We start from the raw sequence: 17282 nt of genomic DNA, 5'->3' as shown, positions 1-17282 counted from the left end.
ATAATACTAGAAAATAGTCGAACGATTATAGGTATTTTGCTAGTCCGTTTGACAAAATTTCACCTTTCGTCGCGATATAATAATGAATAAGTATAATTAGCGGGTGGTGGGAGAATGCAAAAGACGGAAAGAGATTTTGCAAGTCCAACAACAGAGGCGGTATTTAACCGAACTAGATTAGAAATGTCCCGTGTGTTTACAAAGGCGGGTATGAAAACGGAAAAGGTGTTATTTCAATGGGGATTGTTGCTGCTAGTCGTAGGTTTTTTATTAGGACGAGCGTTAATTTTAATGAAAATCATGCCATTTGCTTTGCCATTCTTTGCAGCTGTAATGGCTATAAAGAAAGAAAAAGCACCATTAGCAAGTTTAGCCGTATTGGCAGGGGCATTTAGTGTTTCCATTCAAAATGGAGGTACCGTATTTGCTACACTATTTGTTTTCTTACTAATTCATCGATTTAGCGGCATATTGACAATGGATCCGTTAAAAAAGCTGCCGTTCACTGTATTTAGCGCGATGTTACTTACAAAACTAACTATTTTTTATGTGTTTACCAAGGAATTCACCATGTATGATTTTACATTTGTGGCAGTAGAAGCAGGGTTGAGCTTTATCTTAACCATGATTTTCTTACAAAGCGTGCCTTTAATTTCATACCGAAAGCGAAAACAATCATTAAAAACAGAAGAAGTGATTTCTCTAATTATTTTGTTGGCATCTGTTATGACGGGGACAATAGGGTGGATGATTTACGGGCTTTCGGCTGAACATATATTATCTCGTTACTTAGTATTAGTTTTTGCGTTTGTATCTGGCCCCACGATAGGAGCTACGGTAGGGGTCGTAACCGGTTTAATTTTAAGCTTCGCGAATGTTTCTAGTTTGTACGAAATGAGTTTACTCGCCTTTTCCGGCTTACTTGGAGGACTTTTAAAAGACGGTAAAAAGCTAGGGGCAGCTCTTGGGCTGGTTGTTGGTTCATTGTTAATTGGCCTATATGCTCAGGCTGATCAAGGATTGACGACTAATTTGTATGAATCACTGACGGCTGTTGTCCTATTTTTATTAACCCCATCTTTTGTTTTGAAAAACTTGAGTAAACTAGTACCAGGGACATCTGAAAACATGCTTGAACAACAGCAGTACGTGCGTAAGATCCGAGATGTAACAGCGAATCGCGTAGAACAGTTCTCAAATGTTTTTCAAGCACTTTCCAAAAGCTTTACGCAAAATGGGTTTTATGATGAAAAGCCAAGCGCCGATAAAGAAGTTGATTATTTCTTAAGCAGCGTTACCGAAAGGACATGCCAATTTTGTTTTAAAAAAGAACAATGTTGGGCACAGCAGTTTGATACAACCTATGAATATATGAAGGAAATTATGCTTGAAGTTGATAATGGCACTCTTGAACAAAATCCAAGACTAATTCGAGAAATGGACAAACATTGTGTGAAATCGAAAAAAGTCATCGATGTGATTGAGCATGAACTTACGTATTTTAAAGCGAATCAGCACTTAAAAGCCCAAATTCAAGAAAGTAGAAGGATTGTAGCAGAACAGCTTCACGGTGTTTCTGAAGTCATGGGGAATTTTGCAAAAGAAATTAAGCGAGAGCGCGAAAATTTAAATGTACAAGAAGAACAGATTTTAGAAGCTCTTCGTAACTTTGGGATGGAAATCAATCAAATTGAAATTTATAGCTTAGAACCTGGAAATGTAGATATTGAAATGTGGGTGCCATATTGTCACGGAAGAGGAGAATGCGAGAAGATTATTGCGCCAATGCTTACAGATATTTTAGGTGAAAGTATTGTAGTAAAGAACGAAGAATGTGCTAAATATCCTCAAGGCTATTGCCACGTTTCGTTTGGCTGTACAAAAGCGTACGTTGTTGATACAGGCGTAGCACATGCTGCTAAAGGCGGAGGGTTTGTATCCGGTGACAGCTACTCCATGATTGAGCTAAACGCTGGTAAGTATGCACTAGCTATTAGCGATGGTATGGGGAATGGAGAGCGTGCCCACTATGAAAGCAGCGAAACGCTTCAGCTGTTAAAACAAATTTTACAAACAGGAATAGAAGAGACAATTGCAATTAAATCGATTAACTCTATTTTATCGCTGCGTACAAACGATGAGATCTTTTCTACGTTAGATTTAGCGATGATCGACTTACAAGATGCCAATGTAAACTTCTTGAAAATCGGTTCTACGCCAAGCTTCATCAAACGTGGAGATAAGGTGATTAAAATACAGGCAAGCAATTTGCCAATGGGCATTATTGAAGAATTTGAAGTCGATGTTGTGAATGAACAAATGAAGGCCGAAGACTTATTAATTATGATGAGTGATGGCGTATTTGAAGGACCAAAACACGTTGAGAACTACGAAATGTGGATGAAGCGAAAAATTGGCGAGCTTCAAACAAACGATCCACAAGAAATTGCAGACTTAATTATGGAAGAAGTTATTCGAACAAAATCAGGTTTAATTGAAGATGATATGACGGTAATTGTGGCAAAGCTTCAGCACAATACCCCGAAATGGTCATCGATTCCTTCTTACGCTTATCGTAAAAAAGCACAATAGTTAGATAGAAGTATATTTTATCTCCTCCTCGTCTATCATGTTAATACTGATAATGAGGAGGGGATTTTTATTATGAAAAAAGGTACATTGAAACAGATGTTGGTCATTACGGACGGTGGTTCGAATACAGGTGAAGATCCGGTAGCAATGGCAGCACTAGCTAAAGAACAAGGGATTAGTGTAAACGTTATTGGTGTGATGGAAGAGGACACAATTGATGAGCAAAGTACGAATGAAATAGAAGGCATTGCCATGTCAGGCGGTGGCGTGAGTCAAATTGTTTACGTAAAACAGCTGTCTCAAACTGTTCAAATGGTTACAAGGCAGGCAATGACGCAAACACTTCAAGGCGTTGTAAATAAAGAACTTCAGCAAATTCTAGGTTCCTCTAATTCAAGATTAGAAGAGTTATCTCCTGAGAAGCGAGGAGAAATCATGGAAGTTGTTGATGAACTTGGGGAAACGGTTGACTTAGAGATTCTTATTTTAGTTGACATGAGCGGAAGTATGAAAAATAAGCTTCCTACTGTAAAGGAGTCGCTGTTAGATTTATCGTTAAGCTTGAATGCTCGCATGGGGCATAATCAATTTTCAATCTTTTTATTTCCTGGGAAAAAGAAAGACGTAGAGAAGCTAATGGACTGGAATCCAAGGTTAGAGTCGCTTTCAACGATTTTTCCGAAACTAACAGCAGGAGGTATTACGCCTACTGGGCCGGCTATCAAAGAGGCTACTCATTATTTCACCAAAAAGCGCTCATTGAGAGGGTTGTTAAAAAATAATGAACAATACATTGAAGAATCAGGTATGTAACCTATCTCCGGGAACAGAAATTCAAGGAAAATGGCATCACGTCCATTATAAAATTCTTGAGAAATTAGGCGTGGGGGCAACTGGAGTTGTCTATTTAGTTCAATTAGTAAACGGAACGCTAGCAGCGTTAAAAATAAGCTTTTCCAACATGTCCGTTACAGCAGAAGTGAATGTGTTAAAAAAGCTCTCTCAAGTCAAAGACAAAGTGCTAGGACCGCGCTTACTTGATGTAGATGATTGGAGCTACGGTTCTCATGCTCTTTCTTTCTATGTAATGGAGTATGTGAAAGGGCAGCCTCTCCTTTCCTTTATCTCAACAAGAGGGACAGAATGGCTGCAAGTATTTGCAAGTCAGCTCTTAACAGACTTAGAAAACCTTCATGAAGAAGGATGGGTATTTGGTGATTTAAAACCAGAAAACCTGGTCGTAACATCTAACCCCGTAAAAGTTCGATGGATTGACGTAGGAGGAACAACTCTGCAAGGGCGGTCAATAAAAGAATTCACCGACTTTTATGATCGAGCTCACTGGGGGCTTGGCTCCCGAAAAGCAGAACCAACCTATGATTTGTTTGCTGTATCTATGGTTTTGATTCACGCAGCTTATGGCAAGCGAATTAATAAAACGGACAAACCGGCTGAACAATTAAAACAATTTATATTAACAACAAAGCAGTTGGAACCTTTCGGGGACGTTTTGTATCAAGCGGTTACGGGAAAGTATAAGTCAGCTAAAGAAATGAAAACAGAGGTGTTATCGGTCGAAAAAAGAAGAGGGGCAAAAAGTAAAGGAACAAAGCCTCAAAACGTTCGTCAACCGTCTGCCCCTCGTGTTAAAGTAAAGAAGAAGCGTTCTCACGTGTTAGAGACGCTACTACTTTGTACGTCTGTAATGTTGATTTATATTTTGTATCTATTTATTCAAGTGCTATAAAGTTTGGAGAAATTGTGAAACTTTCCTTATAGTCATTCGTATAAAGTAAATTAATGATACATTATTGCGTGTACATTATAAGGATGAGTCATTCCTATGGAAAAGCAAGTGAACAATTTTATGGCAAAACATCAGTTATTATCCGCAGGCTCTACAGTGGTTGTAGGTATTTCTGGTGGTCCTGATTCTTTAGCACTGCTGCATTTCTTATGGAGTCTGAAAGAGCAAAAATCTCTCACGATTATTGCTGCTCATGTTGATCATATGTTCCGGGGCGAAGAGTCACAGCAAGATATGGAATATGTGCAGAACTACTGCAAACAATTGAATATTAAATGTGAGGCGAAGCAGATTGATGTTACTGCCTATCAGAAGGAAAGAAAGTTATCTTCTCAAGTAGCAGCCAGAGAATGCCGCTATACATTTTTTACTCATGTTATGAAGAAGCACAAAGCAAATTTTCTTGCATTAGGACATCACGGAGATGATCAGATTGAAACGATATTAATGCGAATGGTCCGAGGCAGTACGATGAATGGATACGCAGGGATGCAGCCCAAGCGGCCATATGCGGATGGATTTATTATTAGGCCGTTCCTAGCCGTAACGAAAGAAGAAATCAATCGCTACTGTAAGCTACATGGGCTTACCCCTCGGATTGATCCGAGTAATGAGAAAGACTCGTACACGAGAAATCGGTTTCGTCATTACGTTTTGCCATTTTTAAAGCAAGAAAACGCAGCTGTACATGAAAAATTTCAACAATTTAGCGAGAACTTGCATGAAGATCAAGCATACTTAGAGGAATTAACGACCGATGTGATGAATAAAGTAATGAGAAAGAAATTGCAAAATGAAATTCTCATCGATAGAGATTGTTTTCTAAGGATACGCAAGCCTTTACAAAGGCGTGGTATTCAACTAATATTAAACTATCTCTATAAAGAAATTCCTCCAACCCTTTCCTCAGCGCATGTTGACATGTTAGTAGGATTTTGCGAAAGTGAAAAACCGTCTGGGACGCTTGACTTTCCAAATGGTTTACGTATTATCCGATCTTACAACGACTGTCTTTTCACCTTTAATGAGGGGAACATCGAGCCATATGAATTTATTGTTCCGATTCCAGGGGTCGTCGAGCTTCCAAATGGTCACCAGCTTATTTGTGAAATACATAATAAAGTCGAAGATATAAAAGGAAACGATGTTTTTCTTTTAGATGAAGCTCACGATTTACAATCATTAAAGGTAAGGACACGAAAAAATGGCGATAAAATGCGAGTAAAGGGCATGAAGGGACATAAAAAAGTAAAGGATATTTTTATCGATGAAAAAATCCCTTTACACTTCAGAGATCATTGGCCGGTAGTGGAAGATAGCCAAGGAACTATTTTGTGGCTACCTGGTTTGAAAAAATCTGCTTATGAACTGCATACACATAAGTCCAGATATGTTATTTTATACTATAAGTAGCGAAAACTTCTAGGAGGCAAGTAAGGAATGAAGCAGGATATTCAAGAAATTTTGATTTCAGAAGAAGAAATACAACAGAAAGTAAAAGAATTGGGTAAACTATTATCTGAGGAATACGCTGACCGTTTTCCTTTGGTAATCGGTGTATTAAAAGGCGCTATGCCTTTTATGTCTGATCTAATTAAGCGTGTTGATACATATTTAGAAATGGATTTTATGGATGTATCAAGTTATGGCAATGCGATGGTTTCTTCTGGTGAAGTAAAAATCCTAAAAGATTTAGATACATCAGTTGAAGGTCGAGATATTCTTATCTTAGAGGATATTATCGACAGCGGCTTAACGCTTAGCTATCTTGTAGAGTTATTCAAGTACCGTAAAGCTAAGTCAATTAAGATTGTCACACTCTTAGACAAACCAACAGGTCGTAAAGCATCTATTAAAGCAGATTACGTTGGATTTGAAGTACCTGATGCATTCGTAGTAGGGTATGGATTAGATTATCAAGAAAAATATCGTAACCTGCCGTATATTGGGGTTCTTAAACCGCAAGTATACAGCAATTAATAAGCACATATCCAAGTGCAATTTATTGGATAGGATAAATGTTCTATGTTAGTATTGAATACAGTATTTGTTTATCGTGGGAGGAGGTAAGAAATGAATCGGATCTTCCGTAATACCATCTTTTATTTACTTATATTTTTAGTCATTATTGGCGTGGTAAGCTTCTTTAGTGGCTCTAATCAAAAAGCAGAACCAATGAGATACGATACATTTGTTCAACACTTAGACAAAGGTGATGTGAAATCACTCTCTATGAAGCCTGAAAGAGGCGTGTATGTTGTGCAAGGGAAGTTAGATTCTTATAAAAAGGATCAAACGTTCCAAACTTACATCGTAGATGGTGACAAAGCACTTGATCGTATTGACGCTGCTTCAGAAAATAATCAAGTAGAAGTTGATTTTAAACCTGCTGATGAAACAAGCGGCTGGGTAACGTTCTTTACGTCAATCATTCCGTTTGTTATTATTTTCATCCTATTTTTCTTCTTACTGAACCAAGCTCAAGGTGGCGGAAGCCGCGTTATGAACTTCGGTAAAAGTAAGGCTAAGCTTTACAGCGAAGAAAAGAAGAAGGTTAAATTTAAAGACGTAGCTGGTGCAGACGAAGAAAAACAAGAACTTGTGGAAGTTGTTGAGTTCTTAAAAGATCCTCGTAAATTCGCAGAGCTAGGTGCAAGAATTCCGAAGGGTGTCTTACTTGTGGGGCCTCCTGGTACTGGTAAAACATTATTAGCAAGAGCTGTTGCTGGCGAAGCAGGCGTTCCTTTCTTCTCTATCAGTGGTTCAGACTTTGTTGAAATGTTTGTTGGGGTCGGTGCTTCTCGTGTTCGTGATTTATTCGAAAATGCGAAGAAGAATGCTCCATGTATTATCTTTATTGATGAAATCGATGCTGTAGGTCGTCAACGTGGCGCAGGTCTTGGTGGCGGACACGATGAGCGTGAACAAACATTGAACCAATTGCTTGTTGAGATGGATGGTTTTGGTGCTAACGAAGGTATCATTATCATTGCAGCAACAAACCGCCCGGATATCTTAGATCCAGCGTTATTACGTCCAGGCCGCTTCGACCGTCAAATTACGGTAGATCGTCCAGATGTAAATGGCCGTGAAGCAGTGCTTAAAGTACATGCTCGCAATAAGCCTTTAGATGAATCAGTAAACTTAAAAGCAATTGCTATGCGTACGCCAGGTTTCTCAGGTGCAGATCTCGAAAACTTGTTAAACGAAGCTGCCTTAGTAGCTGCTAGACAGGACAAAAAGAAAATTGAAATGGTTGACATTGACGAAGCAACAGACCGCGTAATTGCAGGTCCAGCTAAGAAAAGTCGAGTTATTTCTAAAAAAGAACGCAATATTGTTGCTTATCATGAAGCAGGACATACAATTATCGGTGTCGTATTAGACGAAGCTGATATGGTACATAAAGTAACCATTGTTCCACGTGGGCAAGCTGGTGGATATGCTGTTATGTTACCAAAAGAAGATCGCTACTTTATGACGAAGCCAGAGCTGCTGGATAAGATTGTTGGATTGCTTGGTGGTCGCGTAGCTGAGGAAATTATTTTCGGCGAAGTGAGTACAGGTGCTCATAATGACTTCCAGCGTGCAACAAGCATCGCTCGTAAAATGGTAACAGAATACGGTATGAGTGAAAAGTTAGGACCAATGCAATTCGGTCAATCACAACAAGGCCAAGTATTCTTAGGTCGTGATTTACACAGTGAACAAAACTACAGTGATGCGATTGCTCATGAAATTGATAATGAAATCCAACGTTTCATTAAAGAAAGCTATGAGCGTGCGAAGCAGATCTTAACGGAAAACCGTGACAAGTTAGAGCTTGTAGCTCAAACATTGTTAGAAGTAGAAACGTTAGACGCTGAGCAAATCAACCACTTAGTAGATCATGGAACTCTTCCAGACCGTTCTAGTCACGTAACAGATGAAGATGTTAAAGTAAACATCCAAACAAAGACAGACGATGAAGAGCCAAAAGCATAAGACAATAAAGATCAGTGGAGATATTCTCCACTGATTTTTTAATGGGCAAAAGTTAGGTTTGGTAAAAGATTTTCGTATATATGGTGGATAAGTAGGATATCCTCTAGAGAATCGTGTCATTATATTCCTATTTTATCTAGAATATACACGTCTATTTACCAGTTATGGTATGATGGTTTCAGTGTGAATACTGAATTTATATAAAGTGGTGATTGAAATGATTTTTGTATTAGATGTTGGAAATACGAATACGGTATTAGGTGTATACGATGGAGATGAATTGAAGTATCACTGGCGTGTAGAAACAAGCCGTAATAAAACAGAAGACGAGTATGGCATGACAATCAAAGCCTTGCTTGAGCACGTTAGTTTATCTTTTAAAGATATTCATGGTATTATTATTTCCTCTGTTGTTCCTCCTATTATGTTTGCATTGGAGAGAATGTGTCAAAAGTATTTTCATTTAAAGCCGCTTGTTGTTGGTCCTGGAATTAAGACGGGTTTAAATATTAAATATGAAAATCCGCGTGAAGTGGGAGCAGACCGTATTGTAAATGCTGTTGCTGGAATTCAGCTATACGGAAGCCCTTTAATTATCGTTGATTTTGGTACCGCAACCACATATTGCTATATTGATGAAAATAAGCAATATATGGGTGGCGCGATTGCCCCTGGTATTAATATTTCGACAGAAGCTCTTTATTCAAGAGCATCTAAGCTTCCGCGAATTGAAATTGCGCGACCAAATAGCATTGTGGGAAAAAATACAGTATCTGCGATGCAAGCAGGTATTTTATATGGATACGTTGGACAAGTAGAAGGAATTGTAGCAAGAATGAAAGAGCAAGCAACAGTAAATCCTAAAGTTATTGCTACTGGAGGACTCGCAACATTGATTGCTAAAGAGTCGGATATTATTGATATTGTGGATCCATTTTTGACTTTAAAAGGATTGCAAATAATTTATACAAAAAATATGGAGTAAGAGGTGTATATTATGGGTGACTATTTAGTAAAAGCATTAGCTTACAATAGTCAAGTTCGCGCTTATGCAGTAAAAACAACGGATACAGTTGGAGAAGCGCAGCGCCGTCACTATACATGGCCTACAGCCTCTGCAGCATTGGGGCGTTCAATGACTGCGGGAGTCATGATGGGGGCTATGCTAAAGGGTGAGCAAAAGCTAACAATTAAAATTGAAGGCCGCGGCCCAATTGGCGTTATTTTAGTAGACAGCAATGCTAAAGGGGAAGTGCGTGGATATGTAACGAATCCACAAACGCACTTCGATTTAAATCAGCATGGGAAATTAGATGTAGCACGTGCTGTAGGTACAGATGGCACGCTAAGTGTCGTAAAAGATATCGGAATGCGTGATCAATTTAACGGACAAGTACCTATTGTATCGGGAGAATTAGGAGAGGATTTCACGTATTATTTTGTGACATCTGAACAAGTCCCATCTTCAGTAGGTGTAGGTGTACTTGTTAACCCTGATAACACGATCTTGGCTGCGGGCGGATTTATCATTCAGCTTCTGCCGGGAACAGATGATAAAACGATTACAGCTATTGAACAACGATTACAGACGATTGAACCAATTTCAAAACTGATTCAAAAAGGTCTTTCTCCTGAGGAAATCTTAGAAGAAGTTCTTGGAAAAGAAAATGTGAAGTTTCTGGAGACAATGCCTGTAGAGTTCAAATGTCAGTGCTCAGAAGAAAGAATTGCCAATGCTATTATCAGCTTAGGACAAGAAGAGATTCAATCGATGATTGAGGAAGACGGCCAAGCTGAAGCCCAGTGTCATTTCTGTAATGAGACCTATCGTTTTGATAAAAAGCAGCTTGAAGAAATGAAAGAACAAGCAATTTAAATGAAATAAAAGATTCTTAAAAGGCGTCATTTTATAAATGAGCGCCTTTTTTTATAGATATTAAGTTCTATTTCTGTATATATTGATCTAAAAATATAACAAAATTAGGTAAATGGAAAGACAAAATGATTGACAATTTAGAAAACATCTGATAAATTGTATACAAAATCAATAAAATTAGTTGGTATTAGGAGTGGTCATATGGCACGTATTGCAAATTCAATTACAGAGTTAATTGGTCAAACACCAATCGTAAAACTAAACCGTCTAGTTGAAGAAGATATGGCGGATGTATATTTAAAATTAGAATTTATGAACCCGGGAAGCAGCGTAAAAGATCGTATCGCATTAGCGATGATTGAAGATGCGGAAGCAAAAGGTGTGTTAAAACCTGGCGACACAATCATTGAACCAACAAGTGGTAACACAGGAATTGGCTTAGCAATGGTAGCTGCAGCAAAAGGATACCGTGCTATTTTAACAATGCCTGAAACGATGAGTATTGAGCGTCGTAATCTGCTTCGTGCATACGGTGCAGAGTTAGTGTTAACACCAGGTCCAGAAGGAATGAAAGGGGCGGTTAATAAAGCAACTGAGCTTGCAAAAGAGCACGGCTACTTTATTCCTCAGCAGTTCCAAAACGAGGCGAACCCAGAAGTGCACCGTCAAACAACGGCTAAAGAAATTATCGAGCAGTTTGGCGATCAGCTAGATGGATTTGTGGCAGGTATCGGTACTGGCGGTACTATTACAGGTGCTGGTGAAGTGTTAAAAGAAAAGTATCCAAATATCAAAATTTATGCGGTAGAGCCAGCTGATTCTCCGATTTTAAGCGGTGGTCAACCAGGACCTCATAAAATTCAAGGAATTGGTGCAAACTTTGTTCCCGATACGCTTAACACGGAAGTATATGACGAAGTTGTCGCTGTTCAAAACGATCAAGCTTTTGAATATGCCCGTAAAGTAGCAAAAACAGAAGGTGTACTAGTAGGTATCTCTTCTGGGGCTGCGATTTATGCTGCGTTAAAAGCTGCAAAACAGCTTGGAAAAGGTAAAAAAGTGTTAGCGATTATTCCAAGTAACGGTGAGCGTTACCTAAGTACTCCATTGTTCCAATTCGAGGAACAAACACAAGCATAAAAACGATAAAAAAACAGCTTCTATATGAAGCTGTTTTTTTTCATCTAAGAATCATGTAAAATGAAAGCAGGTGATTTATTTTTAGGAGAGTGAACAAATGCAGCAAAGAATGACTTGGGGCGAATCTATTTCTATCTCTAAAAACCAATGGTTCAAAAAATATCAAGAGTTGTCAAAAGAGGAACCGAATCATATCCTGCTTGAAAGCGGTCGAGGCGGAAAGTTTCAAATGATGGGATTAAAACCTGTAGCCATTTTGCGAGGCGAACAAAACGAGCTTCATATCAAAACGGATGACCAAACTACTGTTCAAAAAGGTAATCCGCTTCATCTTATGCGAGACTGGATGAAGAAGTTTGAAGCAGAGGTGAATCCAGATCTTCCTCCTTTTCAAAGTGGAGCAATTGGCTTTATTAGCTATGATTATATCCGCTATGTAGAAACCATACCTGACCTTGCTGAAGATTCATTGAAAACGCCGGACATTTATTTCCTTATTTTCGATGACGTATTTGTATACGACCAAGAAAAGGAAAAGCTCTGGATTATCGTTAATGACGAAGCAGATTGTAAAGAGCAGGCACATAAGCGTATTGATCAATACAAAAAGGACTGGATGGAGGCAAGTGATGAAGGGCTCTTATATGAGCGGATTCATCGTGTTGCCGAAAAGAGTGAGGTTTCGATGTCTGAAGCTGCTTTTTCAGATGCCACAACTCGCGTACATGAGTATATCGGGCAAGGCGATGTGTTTCAAGTGAACTTATCTGTTCGACAGTCTCAACAGCTTCAAACTCATCCTATGCATATCTACGAACAGGTACGAAAAATTAACCCGTCTCCTTACATGTCTTATATGCAGACAGAAGAATTTCACATTGTGAGCTGTTCACCAGAACTATTAGTGAAAAAAGCCGGTGATGAAATCAGTACGAGACCGATTGCGGGAACACGCTCCCGCGGTAAGGGTGATCAAGAAGACCAACAGTTAGCGGATGAGCTTATTCATAACGAAAAAGAGCGTGCAGAGCATGTGATGCTTGTTGACTTGGAGCGTAATGATCTTGGTAGAGTAAGCGAATATGGTACTGTGCATGTTGACGAGTTTATGGTTATTGAAAAATATTCACATGTCATGCATATTGTGTCTAATGTAAAAGGCAAGCTCGCGCGCAACAAAGATTTTGTAGATATCGTAGATGCGGTTTTTCCTGGAGGAACGATTACTGGAGCACCTAAAGTTCGTACAATGGAAATCATTGAAGAACTTGAACCAGTTCGACGAGGAATTTATACAGGATCGATTGGTTGGATTGGGTTTAATGGAGATATGGAATTAAATATTGCGATTCGCACTATGATTATTCAAGACGGCCAAGCTTATGTGCAGGCTGGTGCGGGTGTTGTGATTGATTCAAATCCGAAACACGAATACAAAGAATCACTGAAAAAAGCAATTGCACTATGGAAAGCAAAAGAGCAGAGCGAAAATGAGCTGAGTGAGGGTGAGTAAAGATGATATTAATGATTGATAATTATGATTCTTTTACGTTTAATTTAGTACAGTATTTAGGTGAGCTAGGGCATGAGCTTCTTGTAAAAAGAAATGATGAAATTACACTTTCTGAAATTGAAGTGCTAAATCCAGATTTCTTGATGATCTCCCCGGGACCATGCAGTCCTAACGAAGCGGGAATCAGTCTAGAAGCCATCGAGTATTTTGCAGGTAAGATTCCAATATTCGGCGTATGCTTAGGGCATCAGTCGATTGGGCAAGCTTTTGGAGGGAATGTGATTCGTGCGGATAAATTAATGCACGGTAAAACATCTGAAATGCATCATGATGGCCATACTATCTTTAAAGGTCTTGATAATCCATTCACGGCAACGCGATATCATTCTTTGATTGTAGAAAAAAGTTCACTGCCGGATTGCTTTGAAATTTCAGCGTGGACAGCAGAAGATGAAATTATGGCGATTCGCCATAAATCATTACCTATTGAAGGAGTACAGTTCCATCCTGAATCTATCATGACTTCTTACGGTAAAGAAATGCTGAAGAATTTTATTGAAACTTACGAAAAAAAGCGAGTGTAATGATATGTATATATACGTAAATGGCGAAGTAAAGCCTGCGTCTGAAGCCACTATTTCTCCGTTTGATCACGGATATATGTATGGCCTAGGGCTGTTTGAAACGTTACGAGTTTATGAAGGTCATCCATTTTTAGTGGAAGACCATCTGGATCGACTGCATAGCAGCTTACGTGAATTAAATATTGTATGGGACTACTCTACACAGGACGTGTTGGGAATCATTAATAGTCTGTTAATGAAAAACAATGAGAGAAATGCGTATGTTCGATTAAATGTCTCAGCAGGAAATGGCGGAATTGGCTTGCAGGTGGAAGAATACGACAAGCCATCTACAATCGTATATATGAAATCAATGCCTCATCCATCGAGCCCCCTTGTAAAAGAGGGGCTTATTCTTGAGACGAAACGAAATACGCCTGAAGGAACCATGAGGTTAAAGTCTCATCATTATTTAAATAATGTACTAGCTAAGCGAGAAGTTGGTTCAGACTTAAATAAAGAGGGTATCTTTTTAACAAAAGAAGGGTTCTTAGCCGAAGGCATTGTGTCCAATTTATTTTTTGTAAAAGGTGATTGCGTATATACGCCGTCTCTTGAAACAGGTATCTTAAATGGAATTACGAGACAGTTTATTTTTACGCTTTTAAAAAAGAAAAACATAGAAGTTGTAGAAGGCTTATTTACGGTGGAACAGCTCTTGGAGGGGGATGAAGCTTTCGTTACAAATTCTATTCAAGAAATCGTACCTCTTCGAAGTATAAAGGATAAGCAGTTTTCAGTAGGAGACCATACGCTGACAGCTCAGTTGCAAAAAGAGTATCGCTCTTACACGATGTCGCTAATGAGTCGACACGAGCTACATGTATAAAAGCGAAAGGAGAGACTAAAGATGGATAAAATTTATGTGAATGATATGCGTTTCTATGGCTATCATGGCGTATTTCCAGAAGAAAATAAATTAGGGCAGCGTTTTCACGTGGATTTAGCTGTGGAACTGGATTTAAAGCAAGCTGGTACTACGGACAATTTAGAATACTCGGTGAGCTATGCAGATTTATACCAAACATGCCAGGAAGTTGTAGAGAAGCGCACGTTCAAGTTAGTTGAAACGGTGGCTGAAACGATTGCATCTGAATTGCTTGCTAATTACGAACTCGTGCAGGCTTGTACAGTAAAGGTATATAAGCCGGATCCGCCAATTCCCGGTTATTATCAATCGGTAGCTATTGAAATTAAAAGGAGCCGTTGAATGACAACAGAAGTATATATTGCATTAGGATCAAATATTGAAAATCGAATGGAACATTTGAAGTCAGGAGTTACTGGCTTGATGAAACACTCTGAGATTAAGGTAGTGGCTGTTTCATCTGTTTATGAAACGGCCCCGGTCGGGTATACGAATCAAGCAAGCTTTTTAAACATGGTAGTAAAAATACAAACAACGTATTCGTCAGAGCACCTTTTAGATTGTTTGCAAGCCATTGAACAAACGGCAGGCCGAAAAAGAGAGATTGTATGGGGACCTAGAACCCTTGATTTAGATATCTTACTTTATAGTAATGAAATCATTCATACGGATAGACTGAGCGTCCCTCATCCCCGAATGTTTGAACGAGCGTTTGTGATGGTTCCTCTAAACGAACTAGGTCCATCTCTTATTCTCCCTGTAGCAGAAGAAAAAGTTGAAACCATCACAACACGTTTATCAGATTTAAAAGATGTAAAATTATTTCGAGAGCAAACAACGGGTATACTAGATATGTTCGAAAATAATCGTAATGATTTACATAAGTGAAAATGAATCTTATTAGTTGATTCATTTTTATATTGGCGTAAAGTAGAGTTCATAGTGAAAACTTTGAGGTTTGGGTTCGCAGGTTGTTGGTTTATTCAGTAGCTTGTTAGAGAAATCGAAGAAAAAGAGAAGCGAAGCAAGAATAAAGCGATTTGACATAGAGAAACGACTGAACCTATAATAATTTTAAAGAAACGTAGTAGTTGCCAGTAAACATGCTGGCCTTTTTTCTGTTTCGGAAAACTTAATTATACGATGGAGATGAGTAAACGATGAGTCATGAAGAATTAAATGATCAATTTCTCGTTCGTCGCGAAAAAATGAGCAACCTACGAGATCAAGGTATTGATCCGTTTGGTCAACGTTTTGAACGTACACATACATCACAGCAATTAATTAGTGAGTATGACGAGTTAACAAAAGAACAGTTAGAAGAAAATGAAGTACCTGTGTCACTAGCTGGTCGTATTATGACAAAGCGTGGAAAAGGAAAAGCAGGTTTCGCTCACGTTCAAGATTTAACAGGACAAATTCAGCTTTATGTACGTAAAGATGCAATTGGCGAAGAACAGTACGAAATCTTCAGCAGCGTAGATATCGGTGACTTGGTAGGGGTTGAAGGTGTTTTATTCAAAACAAAAGTTGGCGAACTTTCTATTAAAGTAAAAGATTTTACGTTACTAACAAAAGCGCTTCGTCCACTTCCAGATAAATATCATGGTTTAAAAGATATTGAACAGCGCTACCGTCAACGTTACTTAGATTTAATTACAAATCCAGAAAGTAAACAAACATTCATCTCAAGAAGCCGTATTATTCAATCGATGCGCCGTTACTTAGATAATCATGGATATTTAGAAGTTGAAACACCGATGATGCATTCAATCGCCGGTGGAGCAGCAGCTCGTCCGTTTGTGACACACCACAACGCGCTTGATATGGAACTTTATATGCGTATTGCGATTGAACTTCATTTAAAACGTTTAATCGTAGGTGGATTAGAAAAAGTATATGAAATTGGCCGTGTATTCCGTAATGAAGGTGTATCTACACGTCACAATCCTGAATTTACAATGATCGAATTGTACGAAGCGTATGCGGACTACAAAGATATCATGGCTTTAACAGAGAACTTAATTGCACACATTGCGCAAGAAGTACTTGGCACAACAAAGATTCAGTATGGCGATCAAGAGGTGGATTTAACTCCAGAGTGGACAAGACTTCATATGGTCGATGCTATTAAACAATATACGGGCGTAGACTTCTGGGGAGAAACATCTGTTGAAGAAGCTCGTGCTTTAGCAAAAGAACACGGGGTAGAAATCACTGAACATATGCAATATGGACATATTGTAAATGAATTCTTTGAACAAAAAGTAGAAGAGCAGTTAATTCAACCAACGTTCATTTACGGACATCCTGTAGAAATCTCTCCATTGGCTAAGAAAAATGCGGAAGATCCGCGTTTTACTGACCGTTTTGAGCTGTTTATCGTTGCGCGTGAACACGCGAACGCATTTACAGAGCTAAATGATCCAATTGACCAACGTGAGCGCTTTGAAGCTCAGTTGAAAGAGAAAGAACAAGGAAACGATGAAGCACATGAGATGGATGATGACTTCATTGAGGCATTAGAATATGGTATGCCACCTACAGGTGGTCTAGGAATCGGTATTGACCGCCTTGTTATGTTACTAACAAATGCACCGTCAATCCGTGATGTACTATTATTCCCACATATGCGTCAACGCTAAAAAAGAGATGGCTACGGCCATCTTTTTTTAGTTAATAATATTAGAAAATTTAAACTTTTAATTCACCTCTTGTTTTTATGAAATTGATTTGGTATATTTATATCTGTTGCTAACGCAGACAAGCGAAAACAACAAAAAGAAATAAAAAAGTTGTTGACATTACGTTAATAACTTGATAAGATAGTAAAGTCGCTTAAGAGCGGCGGTTGAACTTTGAAAACTGAACAAAGCGAC

Annotated in this window: 15 protein-coding genes; all 15 read left to right on the top strand. The window is 38.7% G+C overall.

Annotated features, from left to right (window positions below; genetic code table 11):
• The first annotated feature begins 114 nt into the window (after nucleotides 1-114).
• The 15 genes from spoIIE (at nucleotide 115) to lysS (ending at nucleotide 17048) form a co-directional block, all read left to right on the top strand.
• Entirely contained in the window at nucleotides 115-2592 is a 2478-nt protein-coding gene (gene spoIIE, locus POF52_RS28195) for a stage II sporulation protein E (RefSeq protein WP_271997088.1), read from the top strand.
• A 69-nt stretch (nucleotides 2593-2661) separates the two neighbouring features.
• Nucleotides 2662-3405: a VWA domain-containing protein gene (locus tag POF52_RS28190; RefSeq protein ID WP_334314421.1), complete on the top strand. Its 744-nt coding sequence runs from the start codon at nucleotides 2662-2664 to the stop codon at nucleotides 3403-3405.
• Nucleotides 3374-4339: a protein kinase domain-containing protein gene (locus POF52_RS28185; RefSeq protein WP_034654932.1), complete on the top strand. Its 966-nt coding sequence runs from the start codon at nucleotides 3374-3376 to the stop codon at nucleotides 4337-4339. Before POF52_RS28190 ends, POF52_RS28185 begins: the two co-directional genes overlap by 32 nt.
• A gap of 96 nt (nucleotides 4340-4435) precedes the next feature.
• The gene (tilS, locus tag POF52_RS28180) at nucleotides 4436-5812 is read left to right on the top strand and encodes a tRNA lysidine(34) synthetase TilS (protein WP_271997084.1); all 1377 of its coding nucleotides are present in this window, start codon (nucleotides 4436-4438) and stop codon (nucleotides 5810-5812) included.
• Nucleotides 5813-5839: 27 nt separating this feature from the next.
• Nucleotides 5840-6379, top strand: coding sequence for a hypoxanthine phosphoribosyltransferase (gene hpt, locus POF52_RS28175; protein WP_013054884.1), 540 nt, complete (start codon nucleotides 5840-5842; stop codon nucleotides 6377-6379).
• Nucleotides 6380-6472: 93 nt separating this feature from the next.
• Nucleotides 6473-8383: an ATP-dependent zinc metalloprotease FtsH gene (gene ftsH, locus POF52_RS28170; RefSeq protein ID WP_013054885.1), complete on the top strand. Its 1911-nt coding sequence runs from the start codon at nucleotides 6473-6475 to the stop codon at nucleotides 8381-8383.
• A 217-nt stretch (nucleotides 8384-8600) separates the two neighbouring features.
• Nucleotides 8601-9368: a type III pantothenate kinase gene (locus tag POF52_RS28165; protein ID WP_013054886.1), complete on the top strand. Its 768-nt coding sequence runs from the start codon at nucleotides 8601-8603 to the stop codon at nucleotides 9366-9368.
• A 12-nt stretch (nucleotides 9369-9380) separates the two neighbouring features.
• Nucleotides 9381-10259, top strand: coding sequence for an Hsp33 family molecular chaperone HslO (hslO, locus tag POF52_RS28160; protein WP_013054887.1), 879 nt, complete (start codon nucleotides 9381-9383; stop codon nucleotides 10257-10259).
• Nucleotides 10260-10460: 201 nt separating this feature from the next.
• On the top strand, nucleotides 10461-11399 hold the full coding sequence (cysK, locus tag POF52_RS28155; RefSeq protein ID WP_013054888.1) for a cysteine synthase A: 939 nt from the start codon (nucleotides 10461-10463) through the stop codon (nucleotides 11397-11399).
• 97 nt (nucleotides 11400-11496) lie between these two features.
• Nucleotides 11497-12912 carry an aminodeoxychorismate synthase component I gene (pabB, locus tag POF52_RS28150; protein WP_271997077.1) on the top strand — a complete coding sequence of 472 codons (1416 nt, stop codon included), beginning with the start codon at nucleotides 11497-11499 and terminating at the stop codon, nucleotides 12910-12912.
• 2 nt (nucleotides 12913-12914) lie between these two features.
• A complete protein-coding gene (gene pabA / locus POF52_RS28145) occupies nucleotides 12915-13496 on the top strand; it encodes an aminodeoxychorismate/anthranilate synthase component II (protein WP_271997075.1) in 582 nt (193 codons plus the stop codon).
• Between the two features lie 4 nt (nucleotides 13497-13500).
• Nucleotides 13501-14364 (top strand): aminodeoxychorismate lyase, encoded by an 864-nt coding sequence (gene pabC / locus POF52_RS28140; protein WP_271997072.1) that lies wholly within the window; start codon nucleotides 13501-13503, stop codon nucleotides 14362-14364.
• Between the two features lie 21 nt (nucleotides 14365-14385).
• Nucleotides 14386-14745, top strand: a complete 360-nt coding sequence (folB, locus tag POF52_RS28135) for a dihydroneopterin aldolase (protein ID WP_013054892.1) — start codon at nucleotides 14386-14388, stop codon at nucleotides 14743-14745.
• Nucleotides 14746-15291: a 2-amino-4-hydroxy-6-hydroxymethyldihydropteridine diphosphokinase gene (gene folK, locus POF52_RS28130; RefSeq protein ID WP_271997069.1), complete on the top strand. Its 546-nt coding sequence runs from the start codon at nucleotides 14746-14748 to the stop codon at nucleotides 15289-15291. It begins immediately after the preceding gene.
• Nucleotides 15292-15563: 272 nt separating this feature from the next.
• Entirely contained in the window at nucleotides 15564-17048 is a 1485-nt protein-coding gene (gene lysS / locus POF52_RS28125; RefSeq protein WP_013054894.1) for a lysine--tRNA ligase, read from the top strand.
• Nucleotides 17049-17282: the final 234 nt, after the last annotated feature.

The organism is Priestia sp. AB (assembly GCF_028369225.1).
Classification (GTDB): domain Bacteria; phylum Bacillota; class Bacilli; order Bacillales; family Bacillaceae_H; genus Priestia; species Priestia megaterium.
The sequence above is the reverse complement of the archived record's forward strand: the minus strand, read 5'-3'. Positions and strand labels throughout refer to the sequence as shown.

What these genes read in the sequence shown, in the direction of transcription:
- tilS (WP_271997084.1), top strand. Translation starts at nt 4,436, where the DNA reads ATGGAAAAGCAAGTGAACAATTTTATGGCAAAACATCAGTTATTATCC.
- folK (WP_271997069.1), top strand. Translation starts at nt 14,746, where the DNA reads ATGACAACAGAAGTATATATTGCATTAGGATCAAATATTGAAAATCGA.
- lysS (WP_013054894.1), top strand. Translation starts at nt 15,564, where the DNA reads ATGAGTCATGAAGAATTAAATGATCAATTTCTCGTTCGTCGCGAAAAA.
- POF52_RS28185 (WP_034654932.1), top strand. Translation starts at nt 3,374, where the DNA reads ATGAACAATACATTGAAGAATCAGGTATGTAACCTATCTCCGGGAACA.
- spoIIE (WP_271997088.1), top strand. Translation starts at nt 115, where the DNA reads ATGCAAAAGACGGAAAGAGATTTTGCAAGTCCAACAACAGAGGCGGTA.
- folB (WP_013054892.1), top strand. Translation starts at nt 14,386, where the DNA reads ATGGATAAAATTTATGTGAATGATATGCGTTTCTATGGCTATCATGGC.
- cysK (WP_013054888.1), top strand. Translation starts at nt 10,461, where the DNA reads ATGGCACGTATTGCAAATTCAATTACAGAGTTAATTGGTCAAACACCA.
- hslO (WP_013054887.1), top strand. Translation starts at nt 9,381, where the DNA reads ATGGGTGACTATTTAGTAAAAGCATTAGCTTACAATAGTCAAGTTCGC.
- ftsH (WP_013054885.1), top strand. Translation starts at nt 6,473, where the DNA reads ATGAATCGGATCTTCCGTAATACCATCTTTTATTTACTTATATTTTTA.
- pabB (WP_271997077.1), top strand. Translation starts at nt 11,497, where the DNA reads ATGCAGCAAAGAATGACTTGGGGCGAATCTATTTCTATCTCTAAAAAC.
- pabC (WP_271997072.1), top strand. Translation starts at nt 13,501, where the DNA reads ATGTATATATACGTAAATGGCGAAGTAAAGCCTGCGTCTGAAGCCACT.
- POF52_RS28165 (WP_013054886.1), top strand. Translation starts at nt 8,601, where the DNA reads ATGATTTTTGTATTAGATGTTGGAAATACGAATACGGTATTAGGTGTA.
- pabA (WP_271997075.1), top strand. Translation starts at nt 12,915, where the DNA reads ATGATATTAATGATTGATAATTATGATTCTTTTACGTTTAATTTAGTA.
- hpt (WP_013054884.1), top strand. Translation starts at nt 5,840, where the DNA reads ATGAAGCAGGATATTCAAGAAATTTTGATTTCAGAAGAAGAAATACAA.